Source organism: Ancylobacter gelatini (assembly GCF_022601675.1).
Taxonomy (GTDB): domain Bacteria; phylum Pseudomonadota; class Alphaproteobacteria; order Rhizobiales; family Xanthobacteraceae; genus Ancylobacter; species Ancylobacter gelatini.
On record NZ_JAKVIL010000001.1, the window covers coordinates 566,023 to 588,173 of the forward strand.

The 22,151-nt window shown below is 66.2% G+C and carries 21 protein-coding genes; 6 read left to right on the forward strand and 15 right to left on the reverse strand.

All coding sequences use genetic code 11. From position 1 onward, the window contains the following. Positions 1-224 precede the first annotated feature (224 nt). Positions 225-1,490 (forward strand): S-methyl-5-thioribose kinase, encoded by a 1,266-nt coding sequence (gene mtnK / locus MKI84_RS02900; RefSeq protein WP_241616437.1) that lies wholly within the window; start codon positions 225-227, stop codon positions 1,488-1,490. 50 nt (positions 1,491-1,540) lie between these two features. Here mtnK and MKI84_RS02905 read toward each other — a convergent pair whose 3' ends face one another. Further along, a complete protein-coding gene (locus tag MKI84_RS02905) occupies positions 1,541-2,026 on the reverse strand; it encodes a PRC-barrel domain-containing protein (RefSeq protein ID WP_241616438.1) in 486 nt (161 codons plus the stop codon). A 108-nt stretch (positions 2,027-2,134) separates the two neighbouring features. Here MKI84_RS02905 and MKI84_RS02910 point away from each other — a divergent pair, with 108 nt between their 5' ends. From MKI84_RS02910 to MKI84_RS02925, 4 genes are all read left to right on the forward strand, one after another. Next, positions 2,135-2,779 (forward strand): cytochrome b/b6 domain-containing protein, encoded by a 645-nt coding sequence (locus MKI84_RS02910; RefSeq protein ID WP_241616439.1) that lies wholly within the window; start codon positions 2,135-2,137, stop codon positions 2,777-2,779. 11 nt (positions 2,780-2,790) lie between these two features. Next, positions 2,791-3,582: a molybdopterin-dependent oxidoreductase gene (locus MKI84_RS02915; protein WP_241616440.1), complete on the forward strand. Its 792-nt coding sequence runs from the start codon at positions 2,791-2,793 to the stop codon at positions 3,580-3,582. Between the two features lie 61 nt (positions 3,583-3,643). Continuing rightward, positions 3,644-5,665 (forward strand): hypothetical protein, encoded by a 2,022-nt coding sequence (locus MKI84_RS02920; RefSeq protein ID WP_241616441.1) that lies wholly within the window; start codon positions 3,644-3,646, stop codon positions 5,663-5,665. Positions 5,666-5,669: 4 nt separating this feature from the next. Then, positions 5,670-6,329: a 5'-methylthioadenosine/S-adenosylhomocysteine nucleosidase gene (locus MKI84_RS02925; protein WP_241616442.1), complete on the forward strand. Its 660-nt coding sequence runs from the start codon at positions 5,670-5,672 to the stop codon at positions 6,327-6,329. A 16-nt stretch (positions 6,330-6,345) separates the two neighbouring features. Here MKI84_RS02925 and MKI84_RS02930 read toward each other — a convergent pair whose 3' ends face one another. From MKI84_RS02930 to MKI84_RS02955, 6 genes are all read right to left on the reverse strand, one after another. Continuing rightward, on the reverse strand, positions 6,346-6,981 hold the full coding sequence (locus MKI84_RS02930; RefSeq protein WP_241616443.1) for an NrsF family protein: 636 nt from the start codon (positions 6,979-6,981) through the stop codon (positions 6,346-6,348). A 104-nt stretch (positions 6,982-7,085) separates the two neighbouring features. Continuing rightward, a complete protein-coding gene (locus tag MKI84_RS02935) occupies positions 7,086-7,454 on the reverse strand; it encodes a DMT family transporter (RefSeq protein ID WP_241616444.1) in 369 nt (122 codons plus the stop codon). Then, on the reverse strand, positions 7,451-8,518 hold the full coding sequence (locus MKI84_RS02940; RefSeq protein ID WP_241616445.1) for an NAD-dependent epimerase/dehydratase family protein: 1,068 nt from the start codon (positions 8,516-8,518) through the stop codon (positions 7,451-7,453). The genes MKI84_RS02935 and MKI84_RS02940 overlap by 4 nt, the downstream gene beginning before the upstream one ends. A 17-nt stretch (positions 8,519-8,535) precedes the next feature. After that, a complete protein-coding gene (locus MKI84_RS02945) occupies positions 8,536-9,291 on the reverse strand; it encodes a glycosyltransferase family 2 protein (RefSeq protein WP_241616446.1) in 756 nt (251 codons plus the stop codon). Further along, positions 9,288-10,031 (reverse strand): TIGR04282 family arsenosugar biosynthesis glycosyltransferase, encoded by a 744-nt coding sequence (locus MKI84_RS02950; RefSeq protein WP_241616447.1) that lies wholly within the window; start codon positions 10,029-10,031, stop codon positions 9,288-9,290. The genes MKI84_RS02945 and MKI84_RS02950 overlap by 4 nt, the downstream gene beginning before the upstream one ends. 11 nt (positions 10,032-10,042) lie before the next feature. Beyond that, entirely contained in the window at positions 10,043-11,173 is a 1,131-nt protein-coding gene (locus MKI84_RS02955; RefSeq protein WP_425353783.1) for a trans-sulfuration enzyme family protein, read from the reverse strand. 424 nt (positions 11,174-11,597) lie between these two features. Here MKI84_RS02955 and MKI84_RS02960 point away from each other — a divergent pair, with 424 nt between their 5' ends. Continuing rightward, on the forward strand, positions 11,598-12,152 hold the full coding sequence (locus MKI84_RS02960; RefSeq protein WP_241616449.1) for a sigma-70 family RNA polymerase sigma factor: 555 nt from the start codon (positions 11,598-11,600) through the stop codon (positions 12,150-12,152). Positions 12,153-12,196: 44 nt separating this feature from the next. Here the strand turns inward: MKI84_RS02960 and MKI84_RS02965 are convergent, their stop codons facing one another. The 8 genes from MKI84_RS02965 to MKI84_RS03000 form a co-directional block, all read right to left on the reverse strand. Next, positions 12,197-12,850: a hypothetical protein gene (locus tag MKI84_RS02965; RefSeq protein WP_241616450.1), complete on the reverse strand. Its 654-nt coding sequence runs from the start codon at positions 12,848-12,850 to the stop codon at positions 12,197-12,199. Further along, entirely contained in the window at positions 12,847-13,482 is a 636-nt protein-coding gene (locus MKI84_RS02970) for a S1 family peptidase (protein WP_241616451.1), read from the reverse strand. Before MKI84_RS02970 ends, MKI84_RS02965 begins: the two co-directional genes overlap by 4 nt. Before the next feature lie 71 nt (positions 13,483-13,553). Beyond that, entirely contained in the window at positions 13,554-13,991 is a 438-nt protein-coding gene (locus tag MKI84_RS02975) for an RT0821/Lpp0805 family surface protein (protein WP_241616452.1), read from the reverse strand. A 30-nt stretch (positions 13,992-14,021) separates the two neighbouring features. Next, complete coding sequence (locus tag MKI84_RS02980) at positions 14,022-17,693, reverse strand: tubulin-like doman-containing protein (protein WP_241616453.1); 3,672 nt, start codon at positions 17,691-17,693, stop codon at positions 14,022-14,024. Between the two features lie 15 nt (positions 17,694-17,708). Next, positions 17,709-18,194, reverse strand: a complete 486-nt coding sequence (locus tag MKI84_RS02985) for a hypothetical protein (RefSeq protein WP_241616454.1) — start codon at positions 18,192-18,194, stop codon at positions 17,709-17,711. A gap of 29 nt (positions 18,195-18,223) precedes the next feature. Then, positions 18,224-19,711, reverse strand: a complete 1,488-nt coding sequence (locus MKI84_RS02990; RefSeq protein ID WP_241616455.1) for a hypothetical protein — start codon at positions 19,709-19,711, stop codon at positions 18,224-18,226. 19 nt (positions 19,712-19,730) lie between these two features. Further along, positions 19,731-21,155: a hypothetical protein gene (locus MKI84_RS02995; protein WP_241616456.1), complete on the reverse strand. Its 1,425-nt coding sequence runs from the start codon at positions 21,153-21,155 to the stop codon at positions 19,731-19,733. Next, positions 21,156-21,572 carry a hypothetical protein gene (locus tag MKI84_RS03000; RefSeq protein ID WP_241616457.1) on the reverse strand — a complete coding sequence of 139 codons (417 nt, stop codon included), beginning with the start codon at positions 21,570-21,572 and terminating at the stop codon, positions 21,156-21,158. Positions 21,573-22,151: the final 579 nt, after the last annotated feature.

Here is a 22,151-nt window from a genome sequence, read left to right on the forward strand (position 1 = left end):
ACATGGACGCCCCGGCGCAAGGGCGTTCAACCTGTGTTCGCGATGGCGCCGCCGCTTGTTACGGCCTCACGCATTCGTGTCGCGGCAGGCAGGTTGCCGGCGCCGCTCCCGCTTCGTTCACGATTCCGTGACAGATGTAATGCGTGCCGCCACGCCGCCGTACCGGCTATGCGAGGTGCCGCAAAAACCCTGTCGGCCTTCGCACACGCGACGCGGAGACCGGGATGCTTACTCATTCGCCTTACGAGCCGCTGCAGGCGCGGACACTGGCCGACCGGCTGGGAGGTCTGCCGGAAATGACCGGGCGCATCGGCCCGGCAGCGCAGTGGCGCGTCCGCGAGGTCGGCGACGGCAATCTGAACCTCGTCTTCATCGTCGAGGGTGCGGCCGGCTCGATCATCGTCAAGCAGGCGCTGCCCTATGCGCGGGTGGTCGGCGAAAGCTGGCCGATGTCGCTCGACCGCGCCTTTTTCGAGCATGAGGCCCTGTTGCGCCTGGGCAGCCGCGATCCGGGCCGGCTGCCGGAGCTTTACTATTTCGATCGCCATCAGGCGATCCAGATCATGGAGCACCTGCAGCCCCATATCATCCTGCGCAAGGGCTTGATGGCGGGGGAGCGCTACCCGCTGCTGGCCGGGCAGATTGGACGCTATCTCGCACGCACGCTGTTCCGCGGGTCCGACTGGGCAATGGAGACGGCGCGACGGAAGGCGGACCTCGCCTTGTTTGCCGGCAATGTCGAACTGTGCGGCATCACCGAGGACCTGTTTTTCACTGATCCATTCCATGACTGCGCGCGAAACAGCCACGGCCCGGCGCTGGATCGCGCCGTTGCGGCCATCCGCGCCGACCGCGACCTCAAGCTCGCCGCGCTCGAATTGAAGGCACGCTTCTGCTGCAGCGCCCAGACGCTGCTCCACGGCGATCTGCATACCGGGTCGATCATGGCGTGCGCGGATGACACCCGCGTCATCGACGCCGAATTTGCCACTTACGGGCCGATCGGCTTCGACATCGGCTCGCTGCTCGCCAATCTCTGGATGGCGGCCTTCGCCCTGCCCGGCCTTCAGCCGGACCGCGAGGAGAGGCGCGCCTATCGCGACTGGATTCTCGATACGGCGGAGGCGGTCTGGAGCGTCTTTGTCGAGGAGTTCACGCGGCTGTGGCGGTGCGAGCGCGCCGGCATTCTCGGGGGCCGGGAACTGTTCGAGGAACAGGCCGACCCGATCGGGAGCGAACTCGCGCTCAACACGATGATCGCCGAAATCTGGCGCGACGCGGTCGGCTTCGCCGGCATCGAGATACACCGCCGCATTCTCGGCCTCGCCCACATCCCCGAGTTCGAAACGATTGCGAACGAAGCGGTGCGCGCCTGCTGCGAGCATCGGGCGCTGATGGCCGGACGGGTGCTCGCGGTCGAGCGCGGACGCTTCGCCGCGATCGGGCAGGTGCGCACGCTCATGACCATGCTGGAGGGCCGCACCCTATGACGGCCGTGCGGTCCTCCGGCACCTATGCCCGGCCGAACGGCCGGCGCCGTTCAGCGGCGGGAAATGGCGATGCGGATGATGTCGTCGGCAGGGATCGGCATTCCCTCGCCATCCTTCCAGGTCGGCAGCTCGGGAAACGCCTCCCGCGGCAGGTCCAGCACGTTCAGGTGCCGCGCGAGGATGGCCACGGTCTCGATCGGCACGCCGACCGGGCGCCCGCCATAGCCGAACCATCCGCCGAACGGCATCACCAGCACAATCTGGCCGTCGGGGGTGCGCACGACCTCCTTCACATATCCCAGAACGCGGTCATCATAGTCCTGCAGGGGCAGGCCGATCAGGTCGCCGACCCGGACGTTCTGCGGGAAGCGGCGTTCCATCCGCTGCTGCGGCGTCAGCCCGTCCTGTTCCGGTCCAGCTTGGGTATGCGCCCCGCCTTCCGCGCGCATCGGCGTGGTCTCCTGGGCAAGGCCGGCGCCGGGCGCGCCGCCCAGAAGGAGAACCCCAAGCAGAGAATAAGCGATTTCACGGCGCATAATGGCCATCTCCTTCAATGAAACGGAGAGTTATTTAATGTTTATTTTTCTAATCATCAAGAATATTTCGTATAAACTTCATAAATACTTCAGCAAATAGAGCCAGCCATGAAGAGAATGCACCCCGTCGTCGTCAGGATCATGCATTGGACGAACGCTGTAGCGATGATCATCATGATCATGAGCGGCTGGAAGATCTATAATGACGAAGTCATCTTCGGGTTTCTCCACTTTCCCGATGCGGTCACGCTCGGCCCGTGGGCGCAGCATGGCCTGCAATGGCACTTCTTCGGCATGTGGGTTCTGGGGCTGAACGGCCTCGCCTATCTGATCTACGGCATTGTGACCGGCCGTTTCCGCCGCCTGCTTCTGCCGATCTCGCCGCGCGAGGTGATCCGCGAGGCACTGGCCGCGCTGAGCTTCCGCCTGCAGCATGCCGACCTCACGCATTACAACGCGGTTCAGAAGACGCTCTATGTCGGGGTGATACTGGTGATCATCCTGCAGGTGATTTCCGGTCTGGCGATCTGGAAACCCGTTCAGTTCTCATTCCTGACCGCGCTGTTTTACGATTTTCAGGGCGCGCGGCTCGCGCACTTCTTCGGCATGACGGCGATCTGCCTGTTCATGGTCGTGCATATCGCCCTCGCATTGCTCGTGCCGAAGACACTGCTCGCCATGATCACCGGCGGGCCGCGTGTCGACGACGACCCGGCCTCCCGCGCGCCATCGGCCCACGCCTCGAACATGTGAGAGATCGAGCCATGTCCATCCTTCGACGCCCGAGCTCGCTGTTCCGCCCGCGCCGCGGCCCGGATCAGAGCCTGCTGACGGAAAATCGTGCCCTGATCGAGGATATCGACCGGCGCAAGCTGCTGCGCGGGGCCGTCAGCCTCGGCGCGCTGTCCATGCTCACCGGCTGCGACATCGCCGAGCAGAGCCAGGTGCAGAGCGCGCTGCGCTCGGTCTCCTCCTTCAATGACTGGGTCCAGGCCAGGATTTTCGATCCGAACAAGCTGGCGCCGACCTATTCGCTCGACCAGGTGGTCAAGCCGCCCCGCTTCAACGCCTATTACGAGATCGAGAACGTCAAGCCGGTCGATATCGCCAGCTGGAGGCTGGAACTGAGCGGCCTCATCGCCGACAAGCGCCCGTGGGGCCTTGATCAGATCAATGCTCTTCCCGAGCAGGAAGTGATCATCAAGCACATCTGCGTCGAGGGCTGGGACTATATCGGGCAGTGGTCGGGCCCAAACCTCCGGCAATTCCTCACGCAGATCGGCGCGGACCTGACGGCCAAGTACGTCGCCTTCCATGGGCAGGACGACTATATGGAGAGCATCGACATGGCCTCCGCGCTGCACCCGCAGACCATTCTCGCCACCAAATATGCCGGCGAGCCGATCACCGATCCGTTCGGCGCGCCGCTGCGCCTGCGCACCGCGGTCAAACTAGGCTTCAAGAACCCCAAATGGATCCGGGCGATCGAGGTGACGAACACCTATCAGGAGGGGTTCTGGGAGAAGCAGGGCTTCAACTGGTTCAGCGGGCTGTGAGCGCCACGAAAGACACCTCGATCCGGCGCGAACGACCTGCCCGCAGGGTCGCGACACCGTGATGTTCGCGCTGGATTCGGCCTTCCTCGCCGCCGCCGCCGGCCTCGTCCTGTGGACCGGCGCGGGCTACGGGCTGGCACGCACACTCGGCTTCGGCCCCTCCCTCGCACTGCCGCTGGCGCCGGCTCTCGGCTGGACCGTGCTGAATGCCCTGGCGCTGGAAATCGCGCGGTGGGCCGGTAGCCCGGTGGCCGGCACCCTTGGCGCGCTGGTGCTGGTGGCGGCCGGCTGGCTGCTGCGCGACAGGAATGCCTACACCGCGTCCGACGACACACCGGCCATGCCGATCTGGATCGTCCTCGCCGCCGCCCTCGTCGCTCTGGTTCCGGCGATGGCGGTGGTACCGAAGGCGACGCAGGCTGGCATCGCACTGGCCCCGGCGATCTTCGACCACTCCAAGATCGCGCTCATCGACGCGATGGTCCGGGACGGCATCCCGCCGGTCGATCCGTTCTACGGTCCGCCAGGCGAGCCGGCCGGCGTCGCCTATTACTATCTCTGGCATTTCGGCGCCGCCCAGATCGCCAGCCTTACCGGCGCCCGCGGCTGGGAGGCCGACGCGGCGGCAAGCTGGTTCACCGCCTTCTCGACGCTGATGCTGATGGCGGGGCTGGCACTGCGGTTCGCCGGTTCGCGCCTCGCCGCCGGTTTCGCCATCGCGCTGAGTTGCGGCGGGTCGCTGCGGCCGGTTCTCGACGCGCTGTCCGGCGTACAGGCGCTCGGCACCGTCCTGCGCCCGGCGACCGGCTTTGCCGGCTGGCTGTTCCAGTCGAGCTGGAGTCCGCACCATGTCGCGGCCGCCGGCGCGCTGGTCATCGCCACGCTGCTGGCGGTGCGGCTGGCCGCGCGTCCCGCGTGGCCCATGGCGGTCGCGCTGGGGCTCGTGGTCGCGGGGGCCTATCAGAGCTCGATATGGGTCGGGGGCCTCGTGCTCGCCCTCGCCATGCTGGCGCTGCTGCCTCTGCTGCTGCGCTGTGTCCCCGAGGGCGGCCTGCCGCGCTTCCTTGTATTCGTTCTCGTCGCAGCGACGTTGGCGCTGCTGCTCGCGGCTCCGCTGCTGGTGGAGCAATATCACGCCGGCATGATGCGCGGCGGCGGCAGCCCGGTCGCGATCGCGCCCTACCGCGTGCTCTCGGACGGCGTCGCCGGGGGCTTCGGGAGCTGGCTCGACCTTCCGGCCTATTGGCTGGTGCTGCTGGTGGTCGAGTTCCCGCTGATCTATCCGGTGGGCGCCTTGGCGCTGTGGCGGCTGGCCTCCCGGCGTGCCGAACGCACGCTGCCGGCCCTCGACGCACGGGCGCTGGGCGTGCTGACGCTGGTCAGCCTTGCGGTGAGCTGGCTGCTGGTGAGCACGGTCGGCGACAATAACGACCTTGGATGGCGCGCCGTACTGCCGGGCCTCATGGTTCTGACGGCGGCGGCCGGGGCGGGTCTCGCGCGTCTCGTGGAACGGCCCGGCCGGGTCCTGCCGGGACTGGCGCTCGCCGGCTTCGCGGCAAGCCTTCTCAGCGGCGGGATCATCGCCGCCGGCAATGCGCAAGGCGAGGTGTCGCCCGATGCCGCATGGTTCGCGCGCGCGCCCGCCATGTGGGCCGCGGTGCGGCGGCATGCGCCGGCCGACGCGCGGGTCGCGAACAATCCCGCGCTGTTCGCCGCCATGACGCCATGGCCGGTCAACATCTCCTGGGCGCTGCTGGCGGATCGCCGCTCCTGTTTCGCCGGTAATGAACTGGCGATTGCCTTCGCGCCACTCTCGCGGCAACGGCGCGGCGAGATTTCCGAACGGTTCCGGCGTCTCTTCGCCGGCGAGGGATCGGCCGACGATCCGCGCGCACTGGCCGAGATGTATGGCTGCGGTGTCGTCCTGATCACCGCCCGCGACGGCGCCTGGGCGCGCGATCCGTTCGCGGACAGCCCGCTCTATCGCCTGGCCGAGACCGATCCGCAGGCGTGGCGGGTCTATGTCGCGGCCCGCAACGCGCGCGATCCGGCACCTTCCACCACGCCACAGGGCAACCCATAGCGCCATGGACGATCCCCGCCAGCACGTTCTTTCCATCGCGCAGGCCCGCGTGCTCTTCGTCATGGCGACGACGCATGAGTACGGCCCCGCGCTGCGGGCGCGGATCCGTCCGCTGATCTGCGGCGTCGGGCCGGTCGAAGCGGCGGTCGCGACAGCGACGGCACTGGCGAGGCTCGATCATGCCGGGCAGTTGCCGGATCTCGTGTTCACTCTTGGATCCGCCGGATCGCAGCGGCTCGATCACGCCGGCATCTACCAGATGGCCAGCGTCAGCTATCGGGACATGGACGCCTCGCCCCTTGGCTTTGCGAAGGGGGTGACGCCCTTCCTCGACGAGCCGGCGCATATTCGGATCTCCTATCGCATTGAGGGCGTGCCCGCCGCTTCGCTTGCCACCGGTGCGTCGATCGTATCCGGGGTGTGCTACGAGGCGATCGATGCCGACATGGTGGACATGGAGAGCTTCGCCGTGCTCCGGGCCGCCCGGCGCTTCGGCGTGCCGACCATCGGGCTGCGCGGCATCAGCGACGGCCGTCGCCCGCTCGCAGGCTTCGAGGACTGGACGGAATATCTGGAGGTCATCGACCTCAAGCTCGCCAGTGCGCTCGACGTGTTCTTGGCGCAGGTACACAGCGAAACGGCTGCGGGGCAGGGGTTTGCCTGAACCTTCCGCCTGATGGCTACCAGCGCAACCGGCTTCGGCCGACCGCATAGCCGGCGAGCGTCATCACTGTGATGCCCAGGCTGTACCAGACGGCGACGAAGAGCGGGCTGTCATCCGGGCAATGCGCCGCATACCAGGTGGCCCCGATCGCGCCCGCCGCCAAACCGGCCCATGCCCCGGTGCGACCGGGGTGGGTCGGCGCGCCCCGGCGAAGCACGTACAGCAGGCACAACAGCGGACCCAACGCCAGCATCGGGATGGTCCGCAGGCAGAAGGCGGCATTCTGCCCAACCAGATTGGTCATCCACAGTTCGGATGGAAGTACATAAAGCTCGATCGCCACCGCGCCGATCGCAAGCGCCGACGCAGCAATGAGGAACCAACCCCAGATGCCGCGGTCGGCAGCCGGCTGCGCCATCGCCAGCGTCACACCCGCCGCGCCCAGTGCCAAGGGCAGCATGAGCGCGAATTTGAGCGGAAAACGGACCGTTTCGGCCGCCAGCGCAATGTTCGGCCGCAGACCGACCGTCGTGAAGAACAGCACCCCGGCGAGGACAATTCCGCAACACAGCGCGGCCATGTACAACGTGCGAAACGGCCATTGCGGTGCCGCGTCCTTGGCGAGCAGATCGATGAGATCGTCCGTTTTCACGTTTCACACTCCCGATGCGCCGACGGGGACTCCCCGCCCGCGCCTTCGTGATGTTCAGGGCATATCATTGACTTACCCTAGATAGGCTGGGCGACGAAATCCCGCTAGCTCCGCGCCAATATGAACACGCCGACGAGGATTATGCCGATCCCCGTTGCGCGGGCGGGCGACATCGGTTCATCCAGCCACTGCCACCCCGCCAGCGCCACCAGCACGAAACCCAAGGCGAGGAACGGATAGGCGAAGGAGACCTCGATGCGGCCCAGCACGTAAAGCCATGTCAGCAGGCTGAAACCATAGCAGGCCAGTCCCGCCAGAACGGTGGGGCGAACTGCCATATCCGCGAATCCCGCGAGTACCGAGCCGTTGCCCGAGTGGATGGCCGTCCGCGCGCCGATCCGCAGCAATATCTGCGCGAGCGCGTTGAGGGTCACGCTGGCCAGGATCAGGCCAATCACCGCGCTCCGTGTCATGCCATCGCCGCGTGCGGATGCGCCGATTCCCGCGAAAGATCGGCCAGTTCGGCCATGCCATCGGCGAAATCGACCGCCGGTGTCCAGCCAAGCTCGCGCCGCAGTCGGGAGGAATCGGCGGTGATGTGGCGGACATCGCCGAGCCGGTATTGGCCGGTCACCACCGGGGCCGGGCCCTCCAGCGCGCGGGCGAGGGCGTTCGCCATGTCGCCCACCGTCCGGGGAGTGCCTGAGCCGACATTGTAGGCTCGGACGCCCTGCGCCGGCCGCTCGCAGGCGCGTATGGTCGCGGAGGCCACGTCTCCCACATGCACGAAGTCGCGCCGCTGCCCGCCGTCCTCGAACACCCGCGGCGCCTCGCCGCGTCGCAGCGCGGAGGTAAAGATGGAGGCGACACCGGCATAGGGCGTGTCGCGCGGCATGCCGGGGCCGTAGACATTGTGGTAGCGCATCATCGCCGCCGATCCGCCGGTCGCGCGCGCCCAGTTCGCGGCGTAGAATTCCTGCGTCGCCTTGCTGGACGCATAGGCATTTCGGGGGTCGAAGGAGGTCTCCTCATCCACCAGCCCGACGGCCAGCGGGCGGGCGCAGATCGGGCAGGGGGGCTCGAAGTCACCGGCGGCAAGCGCGCTTTCAAATCGGGGACCGGGACGCACGGCGCCGTGCTCGGGGCAACGGCCGAAGCCCTCGCCATACACCACCATCGAACTCGCCAGCGTCAGCCGGGACACGCCAGCCCGCGCCATGGCGGAGAGCAGCTCGGCGGTGCCGACATCATTCGAGGACGCATAGTCCGGCATATCGCCGATATCGACGCCGAGACCGACCTTGGCGGCGAGATGGATGACGGCATCGACGCCAGCCACCGCCTGCGCGACGACGGCAGCGTCGCGCATGTCCCCGACCCGCGCATCGACACCGCGGGGCGTGGTCCAGGGGGCGCCGGAACGATGCACGTCCGGCCGCAGGGAATCCAGCGCCCGCACCTCGTGGCCACGATCAAGCAACTGGGCGAGAACATGCCGGCCTATGAAGCCGGCTGCGCCCGTGAGGAGGATGCGCATGACTTTCTCCTGATCGATCAGCGACGCGCCACGGGAACCGCTGCCGGCTCGCATCGGCGTCCCGCGCGCTGGCGTCGCGCCAGGCGCAGGAAGGTGGTTGAGATCTTCCAGGCCGCGCTCAGCCCGGCGACGAGATTGCCGGAGACTTTCGACTGCCCGCCGCGCCGGCAGCGATGGTCGACCGGCACCTCCAGGCAGCGCAGGCCGGCACCCGCCGCGCGCATCTGCATTTCCAGATTCCAGCCATAGGTCTGCTCGCTCATGCCGAGCGCGCGGAGGCGGTCGATCCGCATCGCGCGCAGTGGCGACATGTCGGTGAAGCGCACGCCATAGGTCAGGCGCAGCAGCATGCCTGCAATCCGGCCCGCAACGAGTTGCTGGGGTGTCATGGAACCGCGTTCGCGCTGTCCGCGCAGCCGCGAGCCCATGACGAAATCCGCGGCGCCGTCCGCCACCGGCGCGACGACTGAGGGAAGGAACGCCGGCACATCGCTGCCATCGCCATCCAGGAAGCAGACAATGTCGCTGTCGGCACCGACCGCTGCGAGGCCGGCGGCGCAGGCGCGGCCATAGCCCCGCACCGGTTCCACCACGACGCGGGCTCCCGCAGCCGCTGCGCGCTCGGCCGTCCGGTCACGCGAGCCGTTGTCGACGACGATCACCTCGGCCACGCCCTCGGCAAGCACCTCGCGCACCACGGCCGCGATGGCTTCTTCCTCGTCGAGGCAGGGAATGACGACGGTGACGCCGCGGAGAGGGTTCGGTCCCGTCATGCCGCACCTACGTGCACGGACGGCATCGCCGCCAATCTAGCGCGGCGCCGCCGGACGAAGGCGGCCGTGTGCACCGCTGGCTCGCGCGGCAGGTCGGCCGGCGCGAAGCTCAGCGACAACCCGTCAAGATCCCGCTCCAGCAGCGCGTAGGATGCGGCGTCGTCGACATCGTACCAGGGCGCGAGTTCAACGACGGGCAGCTCGATGTCTCGGGCTCGTTCCAGCGTCAGGCGGTGCACCTCCGGCGTGCTCCACGGAATGTCCGCGAACAGATGCGGATGCGGCCGGGAGAGCCCGATGAAGGTATAGCCACCATCCAGCGCCGGGCTGAGCACCGCCCGGTCGCCGTCCTTCAACAGCTCGATCGCCTGGCGCAGCAGCGCCTTCGGCAAAGTCGGGCTGTCGGAATTGATGAGGATGGCTCCCGAATGACCGAGCGCAAGCAGGTCGGCGATGCCCTTGTCGAGCCGCTGGCCGAGATCGCCGTCACCCTGCAGCACCAGCCCGAAACCGGGCGGGAGCAGCCGGGTCAGCACGCCTTCCGATCCTGCGGGCGTGTAGACGGCATAACCCTGCGCATCGCCCTCAGTGGCAAGTTCCGCGATGGTGGCGGACAGGTCGGCGATGAAGCAGGCGGAGATTTCCGCGCATTCCTCGGGGCGCAAGGGCGGCGACAGCCGGGTCTTGGATTTGCCCGGCGCCGGCGTCTTGCAGATGATGGCCACGGCGACAGTCGACATGATGCGTGTCCTCACATGCGAGTCAGAAGGTCGAGCGAGTCGGCAAGGTCGCGATACAGGTCGTTGGGGTCTTCAAGGCCGACGGAAAGCCGCAACAGATCGTCCGGGCAGGGAGAGCCTTCTCCTTCGATCGACGCGCGATGCTCGATGAGGCTTTCAATGCCGCCGAAAGACGTGGCCCGTCGCCACAGCTGAACCTGCGCGGCGGCGGTGATGGCCGCAGCGGCCCCGCCGCGCAGACGCAGGGACAGCATGCCGCCAAAGCCATGCGGCATCTGGCGTTTGGCGATCGCGTGGCCGGGATGGTCCGGCAGGCCGGGATACAGCACATCGCTGATCGCCGGATGCCCGCGCAGCCGCTCCGCGATCACGGCGGCGCTGCGGCTCTGTTCCTTCACGCGCAGGTCAAGAGTGCGCAGGCCGCGCGTCAGCAGCCAGGCATCGAACGAGCCGAGCACGGCGCCCTGCTGGTCGCGCATGTCCTTGATGCGCAGCCAGAGCTCCGAACGATCGGCGCTGGCCAAGGCGCCCGCGACCACGTCCGAATGGCCGTTGAGATATTTGGTCGCCGAATGCATCACGATGTCGGCCCCGAACAGCAGCGGATTGGTCAGCACCGGCGTCGCGACGGTGGAATCGGCGCACACCATCGCACCGGCCCGGTGGGCCAGATCGGACACGGCGGCGATGTCGGTCACGGTCCAGAGCGGATTGCTCGGCGTTTCGATCCAGACCAGCCCGGTCCCGCCGGGACGAAGGCTGGCTCGAACCTCGTCGAGCCTCGAGATATCGATGAAGCTGACCTCGTGACCATATCGATGGGCGGCGTGCAGCCAGACGCGCAATCCCCAATACATGTCGCGCGGCGCCACGATGTGGGTGGGCGGCAGCGCCGTGAAGACCGCCACGGCCGCCGCCATGCCCGAGCCGAACAGCAGGGCATCCCGCGCCTGTTCGAGCTCGGCGATCTGCCGCTCGGCCTGCTGGACCGTCGCATTGTCCTTGCGGCCATAGACGTGGCCGGAGCGGTAACCATTATCGGGGTCCCGCGCATAGGTGGTGCTCATGTCGATCGACGGCGTGAGCGCGGTCGACGGCGGACGCCCGACGCCGAGCGCGCGGGTGGCCACAGTGCGGGGCATAAATCGGCGGGAGGGACGGTCGTCCATGGAACCTGCGATCGGTGGAGCGGCGAGGGCCAAAAATGACGCGCTCCGACAGGGGCCGGATGCGTCATGTGTCCTCTACGCAGGCCAGGGCGGCTTCGTTACAGCCCGGCTCTAATTTTGCGAGCCGCCCGGATCCGGCACGGCCACGGAGGCGGCGAGACCGGCGACGGGTTGGCATCGCCGGGGCGCCGGCGCGCTTCGATGTCGTGTGTCAGCTTGTGCGCCGGCAGGTGGGCGAACCGCCGCCTTGCCGAAATGCCCGATCCCAAAGCATTCGCTTTACGCAATGACCGGACAGGGGCGGCGGTCATGCTATCGCCGCAACCCTCCCGGAGATATAGATCGGACATTATAAAACATCCCGGCAAAGGCTGGCGAAGCGCGTACGAGGGCGTATGTGACACGGGCGGATCGCGAGAGTGAGTGGGCCGCCGACATGCGCGCTGCCCTGGCGGGGGATGCCGATGCGTATCGCCATTTTCTACAGTCGGTGACGCCGCATCTGCGGGCCATGGCTCGCAGCAATTGCGCCAAATACGGGGCGCCCGCCAGCGATGTCGAGGATATCGTTCAGGAAACCTTGCTGGCTATCCATCTGAAGCGCAGCACATGGGACCCCGTGCGGCCCATCACGCCGTGGATTTCGGTGATCGTCCGCAACAAGCTGATCGATATGCTGCGCCGGTCGGCTCGGCACACCGTTCCCATCGACGACTTCGCCGAAGTGCTCGCCGCCGATGAGCCGGCCGACGATACACCCGCTGCCCAGATCGGCAGGCTGATCGGCAGGCTGAAGGATCGCCAGCGCGCCGTCGTTCAGGCCGTCAGCATCGAAGGCTGCACGACCCGGGAGGCCGCGGCGCGTCTGAGCATGAGCGAGACGGGCGTTCGCGTGACCCTGCACCGCGCGCTGAAAGCCCTCGCGACGCTCCAGCAGTCGAAGCCGGGGTGATATGGCGGTTCATCGGTCATCCGAGGCGTGCCGATTCCAAACCGTCAGTTCAGCCGACCGCATGCGGAGTTGGGAGCGGAGGCCGAGCATCCGCCGGACATGGTCGAGCGACCGACAACCTCGCGGAGCGCGGCCCAGTCGCGCGCAGTGATCTCCACGGTCAAGGGCCGCGGCAGGCCCGCATCCTGCCTGAACTCATCAAGGGCGCGCAGGATAAGCCGGGGCGAGATGCCGGCATCGTCGGGGAGATACATCAGCGCGGTCAGATAGCCCCGCGCCTCCGCAAGCGTTTCCGGCGCCACCTGCCATTTCGTGCCGACGAGAGTGGGGCGCCGCCGGTCCTGCCACGGGGCTTCATTGGGCAAAGAAGCGGGAACCGTCATGCATCGTTCGCCGGCATATGTGCTGGTCGAAAGACCGGCGTCCCGCACGATTTCCAAGGTGTAGTCGCGGCACATGTCCTTGCAGCGGGTGCAAGGCCTGCCGGTTGCCTTCGACATGATGAGGCCCGGCGTTACCTGCGCGGACAAGCTGGATGAAATCGATGTGCGATGCGGCTGCCCGGAGGTGAAGTCGGCCATCGCCTGGCCGATGAGCGCGTCGATACTGCTTCGCTCGATCGGTGACAGTCCCTCTTGCCCTCGGCCGGATGACGCCAGCATCAGCAGAGCGAGAAGGGCGGTAAAAAGCCGTGTCATTTGCATCGTACTTTGACTGTCGCCAGCGACGGAGCGACCATTTGCGCCGGAGCTGACGGTGGCTGGTCCTCCCGAATATCGAGACCGCCCCGAAACACCGAAATCGGCGATGCGGCCAACTCCTGGCGTGCGCTGTTCATTCGGCCGGTCAGGATCGCCGCGGCGCGCCCCTTCCCGTCGATAACCGGCCCGCCGGAGAAGCCGGCGGGGACATTTCCCGTGAGCAGGAGAACCAGGTCGTCGGTCATCTCGACCCGCTCCGCCCTGACGCGTACCGGCTCTGTGTCGCCGCGGGCAGTGGCCGGAAAGCCGAGAATGGAGAAATCCCCGGCCGTCGCATCGCTGGCAATCGACAGCACCGCGTCCGAGGGAACGGACACGGTGAGCAGGGCCGCATCACGGTCCGCAATGATGCGCCCACGCTGTGCCGGCAGCCAACCCATATGCTTGTTCTCGACGCCGAAGGACGCGCAGCCGGCCAGAACATGGGCGCTGGTAAGGACGGTGGTCGGCCCGATGAAGAAGCCCGACCCCACCACCGTCGCCGCTGCGGGAATGGGATGGCGCCGGGCGTCCTCATAGACCCTTTCCAGCGGCGAGGCGGCGCTGGCCGGACACGACAGAAGCAGCACGATCGCGACCGATCGGCCGCGCAGAGGGCGGCCGATCGCGTGGATGCCGGAAGCCGGGCCCGTGAGACGTCTCAGGAACAGACTGAATGCTCCTCGGTGACGACCTGTCCTTCCTTGACATAGGTTTCCTTGACGAGCTGGCAGGTGCGGCCGTCCTCGACCACGGCGCGCAGCGGCGTGATGGTGCCGCTGTTTCCGGTCTGGCTGTTCTTCCAATGGACCGTCTGTGCCGACGCCCGAGCCTGCCTGAGCGCAGCATCGCGCTCTGCGCGGTCGCGTGCGTCCATCTGCGCGCCGATCGATCCGCCAATGAGCGCTCCGACGCCGGCGACGGCAATGCAGGTGCCGGCATTGCCGCCGAGCGCCGCGCAGCCCAGACCGCCGATGGCGGCGCCAATTCCAGCGCCCGCCGCGGTTTTTCGGCCGACCGAATTCGTCTGGCAGGCACCGAGAAACGCCGCGACTCCAAGGAGAAGAACGGAATTTCGAGCAAGCTTAAGCGTGATCAAGATGCATCTCCTATTGAAGAAAAGTGTGATTCAGGCGACGGGGGGCGGGGCTGGAGGTGCGGCGGGCGCCGCCTGAAGCAACAGGGACAGCGCGGGTACATCGCGAATGCTCACCCATTGCTGTGAGCCATCGGGGCAGACTTTCATCTCGGCGTTGAGCTGGCCCAACTGGCCCAGCATCTGGAAGGCCGACAGCTCGAAGGGGCCGACAACCTGGCTCGCGGCATTGAACAGCCAATAGCGCGCTGCCGGCGGAGCGGGAGGAGGAGAGGGGGGCGACGCAGCGGAGGCCGGGAAGGAGGATGGTGTCGTGCCCACATTCTGCGGAGCTGCGTTGCCCCCGACGAACTGCAGAAGTCGGGCTTCGTCAAAGACCGCCCAATTGATGGTGCGCTTTTCCGTGGCCTGCCGTCCCGGCGGATCCCGTGGATCGCGGCCAACCTCGGTGTCCTCGACGTCGTCCAGCGTTCCCGAAATATTGGTGGTCCACTGAGCGACCTCGTCATGCAGGAGGTTGACGACATCCTCCGCGCTCCGCCCGCCGGGCAGGCTGCCACCGATGCGCTCTGCCTGAAGCCGGAAATCCTTTTCCATCTGCAGGCAGGTGTGATGGCCGATTCCGCCACGCCGGATCAGCGCACCCCGCTCGCTCTCCTCAAAGGGGCGTTCGGTGTAGACACGCTTGGCGAACCAGCCCGCCAAGGCCGACATGGCCAGGAACTGGACATAGCCGAAGCGCTCCTTGGCGCGCCGGATATGCTCCGCCAGCCGGGTCTTCTGTCCCGCCTGAAACCCGCGGCGACGCAGATATTTCTCGTCGCCGACCGGGTCCCAATGGCTCCGCGCGACCTCGATCTCATAGATGCGCCGGGTGGAATTGAAGCGCAGCGCGCCGAGCATCACGCCTTCCAGGAACAGCGCGATCCGCTCCCTCAGGTCTTCCAGCTCGGCGGAGGTCGGAACGATCGGATCAGGAAAGCGCAGATCATCCTTGTGGTTGTGCAGCGGCAGGGCGTCAGGCCGGCTCTGTTCGCGCAGATAGGAGGGGCGCCACTCCGAGCGAATGGACGCGATGGCATCCAGCGGAAGACCGGAGAGCTCGCAATAACAGACGATGCGGCCGGGAACGCCGGATTCCTCGTAGGCGAGCGATGTCAGGCCCGACTGGCCCGGCAGCCGTGACCGCGCCATCTCGTCGAACTCGGCGCGGAAGGCCTTCGTGTCGTCCACCGCGATGAACATCTTGTAGTGCTCATTCTCGGGACGGAAGCTGCGGCTGAAGTCCGTGTAGATCCACGGCATGGCACGGGCGATGAGGAGTTCCATGAGGCGCTGCTGCTCGTGAATGGGCAACTGGCGGAGCGCATCCACGACGGAGGGAATGCGCTGGCGATAGTCCCCAAGCTGCTTGTTGGTGACCGAGCGCAGCAGGCCGAGGATATCCAGACGGCCATCCTCGTTTTCCAGCCTGGCGAATATCTCCCGCGAGCCCCCGATGCTCTCGAACGCTTCCCGCGCCCATTCGAGCTGCCGCGCGGTGTTTTCGACGGGAAGCTCCACGCCCTTGTCCTTGATGACAAAGAAAGTGCCGCCATCGCCGCGGCTGAGCGCGTCCTGCAGGCGCGCGGTGTCGCCGTCGATCATGGCAATCAGCTGGCGTACCCGGCGGCGCCCGGTCTGGAACTCGCCGATGAGGCCGGACCAGAGCGTCTCGCCCGTCTTGTCATCGACGCCTTGTGGCGAGCCGAGGAATTGGGAAACACGATGCAGGAGCGCGATGGCTTCGCGGCAGGCGATACTGCGCAGCCGTGCCTGTAGCGTCGCGATCAGATCATCGCGCACCTGATTGAGATATTTCTCGGCGGCCTTTCGGCCTCCGCCGGTGAGGAAGCTGCTGTCGGCCGCCTGCTTCACCCGGTCGATAGACGCCTGCAATTGCTCCGCATGCAGGCGATTGGCGCGCTTCGCGTAAGCTTCTTCCGCCTCAAGCAGGCGCGTGACGATCCCGGTGCCCGATTCATCGAGACGGGCCTGGATCTTCGCCACCAGATCGATGGTGTATTCCAGCCCTCCGCGCTCCTGGTCGTCCAGTATGTTGTAGAGTTCCGCACGCAGGCTGCCGTCATCATTGCCCCTGTTCAGAAGCGCCGCTTCCAGCCGCATCCTCTGGGCGGCAATTTCCGCGCCCTTCGGTCCGTAGGACGTGCCCTCGCCGACCCGGCCCTCGACATCCCTCTGGCGCAGGTCGACGAGTTTCCGGATCTCGGATTCCCAGGCCTTGTGATCGGGTATCCGGGCGAGGATGCCGGCGACGTCCTGCTCGATCTCCGAGGCGAGCGTGACCGTTACCAGGCTCTTGTCCGCCCGCAGCAGGAGATGATCGACCAGGGCGTAATCGGTGATGGGCGCATGCTCGAAGCGCGCGCGGACATCGTAATCATCGTGGAACGCCTGACCACGCAGGCGCAGGCGCTCCTGAAGGAACGTGTCGCGCTCCTCCGTCGTCGCGAGCCGGGCCTGGCCGTGCAGCGCCATCCCGAAAAAGGCGCGGACCATGGCGCCGTTATTGCGCGACAGATGCTCCTCGACCTGGATGCTCGCCTTCGAGATCAGCGTGGTCTGGCCGATCGCGGAATAGGCGCGGGAATAGAAAAGCCCACCCCGAAGCCACTCCGGCAGGTTCGGCACATAGCTTCCGAGCTTGTGCCGCTGCTGGTTGACCGCCACGGATCGCTTGCGACGGGCGAAATCGCTGGAGCCGAAATCCTCGAAAAGGATATCGGCGACCATGTCGAAAATGTCTTCCTTGTTGCCGGTCTGCTGGCCGGCGATGTTCTGGCGGTCGAAGAGGTAGACGTCCTTATAGGGCGACGCCACGTCGGGCTCGGGCTTGTCGAAATCGCTCCAGCGCGTCACGTAAGGCGGCTTGCGGGTGCCGCGCATGGCGAATTCAAGTTCCGACAGCGCGGCATAGGTGTTGGCAAACACCCGCTCCTTGTTCGCATCGCGGTAGCCGCCCGGCAGCATGAGAAACAGGTCGAGCTGGTCGATCCGGGGCGCCCGCATCGAGCGCAGCGCATAGCCGACATCGATGAACGCCCCGGAGCCGGTGCCTCCCGCGCTGGAGCCGACCACCACCACGCGAAGATTGGTGCCGGTCTTGAGGCCGAGGCTGCGCAGGGCGGCCTCGTTGGTCACATTCTGGGTGACGCGGTCCGCCTGGGTGCGGACGAGGTTCATGAAATTCGAGTATTCGTCAAAGAACAGCAGGCGCGAAATCGATCGGATCTGACCGGCGCCCTTCTCGGTGTCGATCTTGTCGAGTTCGCCCTTTGGCAGCCATTCCTGGATATTCGGATAGTTTTGCAGCTCGGCAATATAGTGGGCCGTATCCACCTTCTTCTGGATCGTCTCTCCGCCGCGCGCGAAAGCCACGCGCGACCCGAGAACGTCGGTCGCCCCCGCCCGCCCGCTTTCCCGCGCTTCTGCGGTGTCCGTGTCGAAATAGACGAACCGCGCCGGCGGGAACTCGTCGAGCGACATCAGGCTGCGGCCGGCCCAGTTGTGCTGAAGGATGCGCCGGCGCAGGCGCAGGAGAATTTCCATTCCAGTCCCGCCCAGCGCGACGAACACCGTGGGCATGACATCAAGGAGCAGCTCCGAACCGCGGTTCGGCGTGTCGGCATTCGTTGTGTCGTTCATCTTCGTCCTCGCGGCCTAGCGCCGTGTGTTCAGGGCTGCGCTTCGCTTCCTCACGAAGAGGAGCAAAAGGACTAGGGAAATGAGCGTGGCCGGGACGAGCAGGAGCAGCTGGGTCCAGAGGCCGGCGATGAATCCGGCGATCAGGAACAGCGTGGTGAACGCCAGCCAGCTGAACAGAAGCCACCCCGCTTCCGACGCGACGCCCGGTGCGGCGTAGCGGGACTGAAGTCCGCGCGTCATGGACATTTTGGCGAAGAAATAGGGAACCAGCAGAACGATGAAGAGCAGGACGCCGACGGTAATCTCGGTCGTCGAGACGGGCTTGCCGAGCTGGACGTCGAACGAGAGGGTGGACGACTGGGATTTCGCCAACGGTACCGCCGGAGGCGGATTCTGCGCCGGCTGAGGGGCACCGGCGCTGCCCGGCTGGGCCGTCTGATTTTGGCGCGGGGCCGGAATCTTGAAGTCGGACTGGGCAAGCTGCAGCGGGGCATCCGTCATTTCAGAACATTCCAATGGGCGGAGGGAAATCAGGACACGCGGGAGCGCGGAGGGCCGAACAGGCGGCCGCGCAGCAGATAGGATTTTCCATCGATGCCCTGCAGCGACACCTGCTGGCCGGGCCGCAGCATCACCCGCTGCGCGCCCCCACCGCCCAGTGCGACGCTGTAGGCCCTCGCTCGAAGCGCCTGTGTGAGCAATCCCGCCAGGAGCAGCAGCATCGCGACCGCCATGCCGGCCCCCGCATAAAGCGGCCAGACGGGGTAGCTGAGGATCACCCGGATCGGGATCGTCGTGACGCGCTCGCGAACGGTGCGAAAATCGAAAAAGATGGCCGGCAGCTGCTTCTCGACGAATGCGCGCTGGCCCTCGCCGATCATGCCGCCACCGAACACCGCGGCGGCTTTTTCAATGAACGTATCGTCGAGATCGAAATTGAGATCGTTCAGGGTGATGCTGAGCTGGCCGTCCACCACGGTGTCCGTCGTCAGCAGGCCGGCCATCCCCGCAGGGCGCGGAATGCGCGGCACGGTCAGCGTGAACTGCAGGGGCGGCGACACCCGCCCGGTGCCGATATTCTGGACGCGGGCCGGGTCGATCTGGACGGAGCCCGCCTGTTGCGGCCCCTCCCACGAGGCGCTGACGTGGCCAGTCAGTATCTTCTTGGGATAGGCGACATTGGCGATCTCGCCCACGAAGCTGACCGTGGAGTCCTGGTCCGCGTCCAGCCCGCTGACAATGACGACCCCGTTCTCGATGGCGATCTGGCCATCGTCGCCGACCCCCTGAGGATGCATGCGCAATTCGAGCGTCTGCGGTTCCTGCGGTTTCAGGAAGATGGGGGGATCGGAGAACAGGGCGCGCAAGGGGGCCTGGGGACCCGTAATCACATCAAGGGCCCGTGCACCATCGGCGCCGTAGGCGATGCCATAAACGATGAAGCCCTTTTCGGAAAAATTAGGCCCCACAACCGGCATGCGCAGCGGGAAGGCGATGATCCGCGTGATGAATTCAGACCCGCGCAACAGATCATAAAATCCCCGCGTATTGTTTTCGACATCCTGACTGTTGTTCGGCGAATTCTTGTTGTTGCTCAGCATCCATATGATGCCGTCCTGCTGCTGCAACAGAGTGCCGAGCGTGGCTTGCAGCGCGCCGAGGAAATCGGCGTCGGCATAGCGGCCGTTTGGACGGCGGGGCAGGGTGATGGTCGCCAGTTGCAGGGCGACCGCCTGCGGATTGTAGGATCCCGCGTACAATATGTCGGGCGACGTCTGCCCCGGAACCTGCCCATCCTGGTTGAAGGTCGCCACCGTGATATCCACCCCTTCGAGTTGGGTGGCCTCGATGAGCCTCTCGGCGAGGGCGATGAACTGTGACGCCGGATCGAGATAGTACGGCTCCATCCAGCCGGAATTCTGGACCAGATAAACCTGCCGTACCGAGGCGGCATCCGCCGGGCCGGCCGCCATCAGCAGCACAACGCCCAGAACAATTCTCTGCAAACAATGGATCATGGCCGCCGAACCTATGCGATCACTGATCAGTCCCGGCTGACGGCAGCCGGAATCGATAGAAATCTCCAGTCAGCGCGGTGCCGACAACCAAACCTCCGGCGTCTCGATAAAGTATGATGTCGTATCTGGACCTGAATCGCAGCGTGATGTTCAGTTGATGAAGCTGGGCGCCGGCGTGCCAATAAAGACTTCCGGAGAAAATCTTGCCGTCACGCGGAGAGAAGAGCGCGTCGACTTCGGACACGCCGTCGGCGAGGACCAGCAGCGCGCTTTCGGTTCGTCCGCGCTCGTTCCGACCATAGGCGAGGGGAACCAGTGCCCGCTCGGCGCCGGCCTCGATCTGGAACGCGGTAATCTCATCGCTCCACAGCGACGGGTAGTAATAGCGCCCGATATACCGACCTTCTCCCGCGCTCAGATGCGGGCCGTCGAGAGGGATCGGAACCGGCCGGCCCGCCAGATTGACGAAGGCGTAATGCGCGTCACTGCTCGCCAGTACGTAGATGGTCTCCCGCTCGTCCCTGAGCCGCGGAGCGCCGCGCACGGCCCTCATACCTGCCGAAAGAGACCTGATGTGCGCCTCACGCCGGTCGAAGGCGGAGGTCAGCACCAGATAATCCGTCTCGCCGCACCAGAACGTGTCGGGGATGCGGGAGAGGTTCTGCACGGGCACGTCGAACGCCCCGCCACCCGGCGCGCGCTGTCCCTCGACGATCATATCGTCGAGCCATTTGCCAGTCGCGATCTGATACCGCGCGAGTTTGACGGACGTGCCCCTGGCGACCGGGAAGACGATAATGTCATCCTCGATCAGCGCGGGAGTGCCGCAGGGCACGCAGTCCCCGAAGTCGTGAGGCGTGATGAGAGGCTCCGGAAGCCCCGGGACCAGCCGACCGATCACGGCGCTGTTGCCGAGAGCCATGGCGAAGCCCTGCGCGAAGGCACAGACGCCAAAGGCGTGCGATGGCAGCGTGGGCGGCGCCAGCCGGCGGGAGAGCTCCACCCACGACGTCTCGTTCAGGCGGAAGGAGAGGTTGCCGTGGCTGGTCAGACAGAAGAGCCGCGACGGCGCGCCTGCACAGAACACGCAAATGGCGCCCGCCGGCATCGTGACGCGGAGTTTCTCGGGAGAGGACCGGAAGCTGACGCCGCTGAGAATGGCCGGAAAGCCATCACGCTCATAACCGGGATAGCTTGCGAGCTGGCCCGAGGACGGCGGCGATTTCAGCTCTCCTCCGGTGGCCGGATCATAACGGAACTGAACTGGAAACGGCGCCCCGGTTTCAGAAACGGGAAACGCACCCAGCATGAAACGCGGATCCTCGGGTGTCAGCACTTCGCCGTTCCACCGCAAGCCGACCACCCGCTGATCGTGGAACACCCAATCCAGTTCCGGACCGGGGACCGGGGACGGCAACGGCCAATGCGTTTCTTCGGACACCATTCAACGGCTCCCACCGTTGGCGGAGCGAACGACCGTCAACGAGGCCGGGGTCGACACAGCACGTACATCGATGGACGAGACATCTTTCAGATCGACGGCGACGGGCGTGTTGCCGGCTACCAGATAGAGCTGACCTTTGCTGCGCACGCGAATGGGCTCCGATGCCACCAACGACACAGTGGGGCGTGCCGCGTCCGGTGGGAGAGGGACTTCGGTCCAGTTGTTGGGCACGTCGATGCGGGTGCGCTGTTCGGGAGTGGCCGCAGCGAGGGTGCCTGGACGGGGCGTCGGCAGAGGTGTCAGCTTTGCCTGCGGCGCGGGCGCCGCGACGGGTGGCGTGCTGGCCGCGGGATGGGAGCCGATGCTCCTCACAGCGAGCAGCCCGGCCCCCGGCACCAGCACGATCATCGCGGCCATGGCCAGCCTGCGGACGCCGCGACGTCTGGGCGGCCCCCGAAGCTCGGCAGCGGCCGGCGGCACCGGGGCAACAACGGGAAGAGACGGGCTGGCGGATGACTGCGGCAGGACCGCCGGGGCAGCACGCGGCGGCGTGCGGATCGCCGGCTCGGGAATTGGCGGAGCCTTCGGCGGCCGCGCTGGCGGAACACGGTCGGTCACCACGCGTGGCGCCGGAATGGCCGGGCCGGGCCTGCGAAACGCCATCACGCCGCAGAATGGACAAAAGAAAACGTCGGCCCTCAGCTCTTCCTTACAGGACGAGCACGAAGGCGCCACCTCTGCTGCTTGCCGATCCCCAACCCGCATCGCCCAACACCTCCTATAGTTGCAATACCTCAATTTTTGCACCAAGGGAAGAAGGTACATTAGTCCGGCAAGGAGGCCGGGATGTGCGCGTTTTTGTACCTTTTCAATGAGTTAGAGGCCGCGCTCGCGCGCCTGCGGCGAGGATACACCCAGCGGACTTGTAAATATCTGTGGTTGCATTTCTGTCGCCGGCCCTGGGCAGCGCCCTAAGGTCCGCTGCAGGAGGACGAC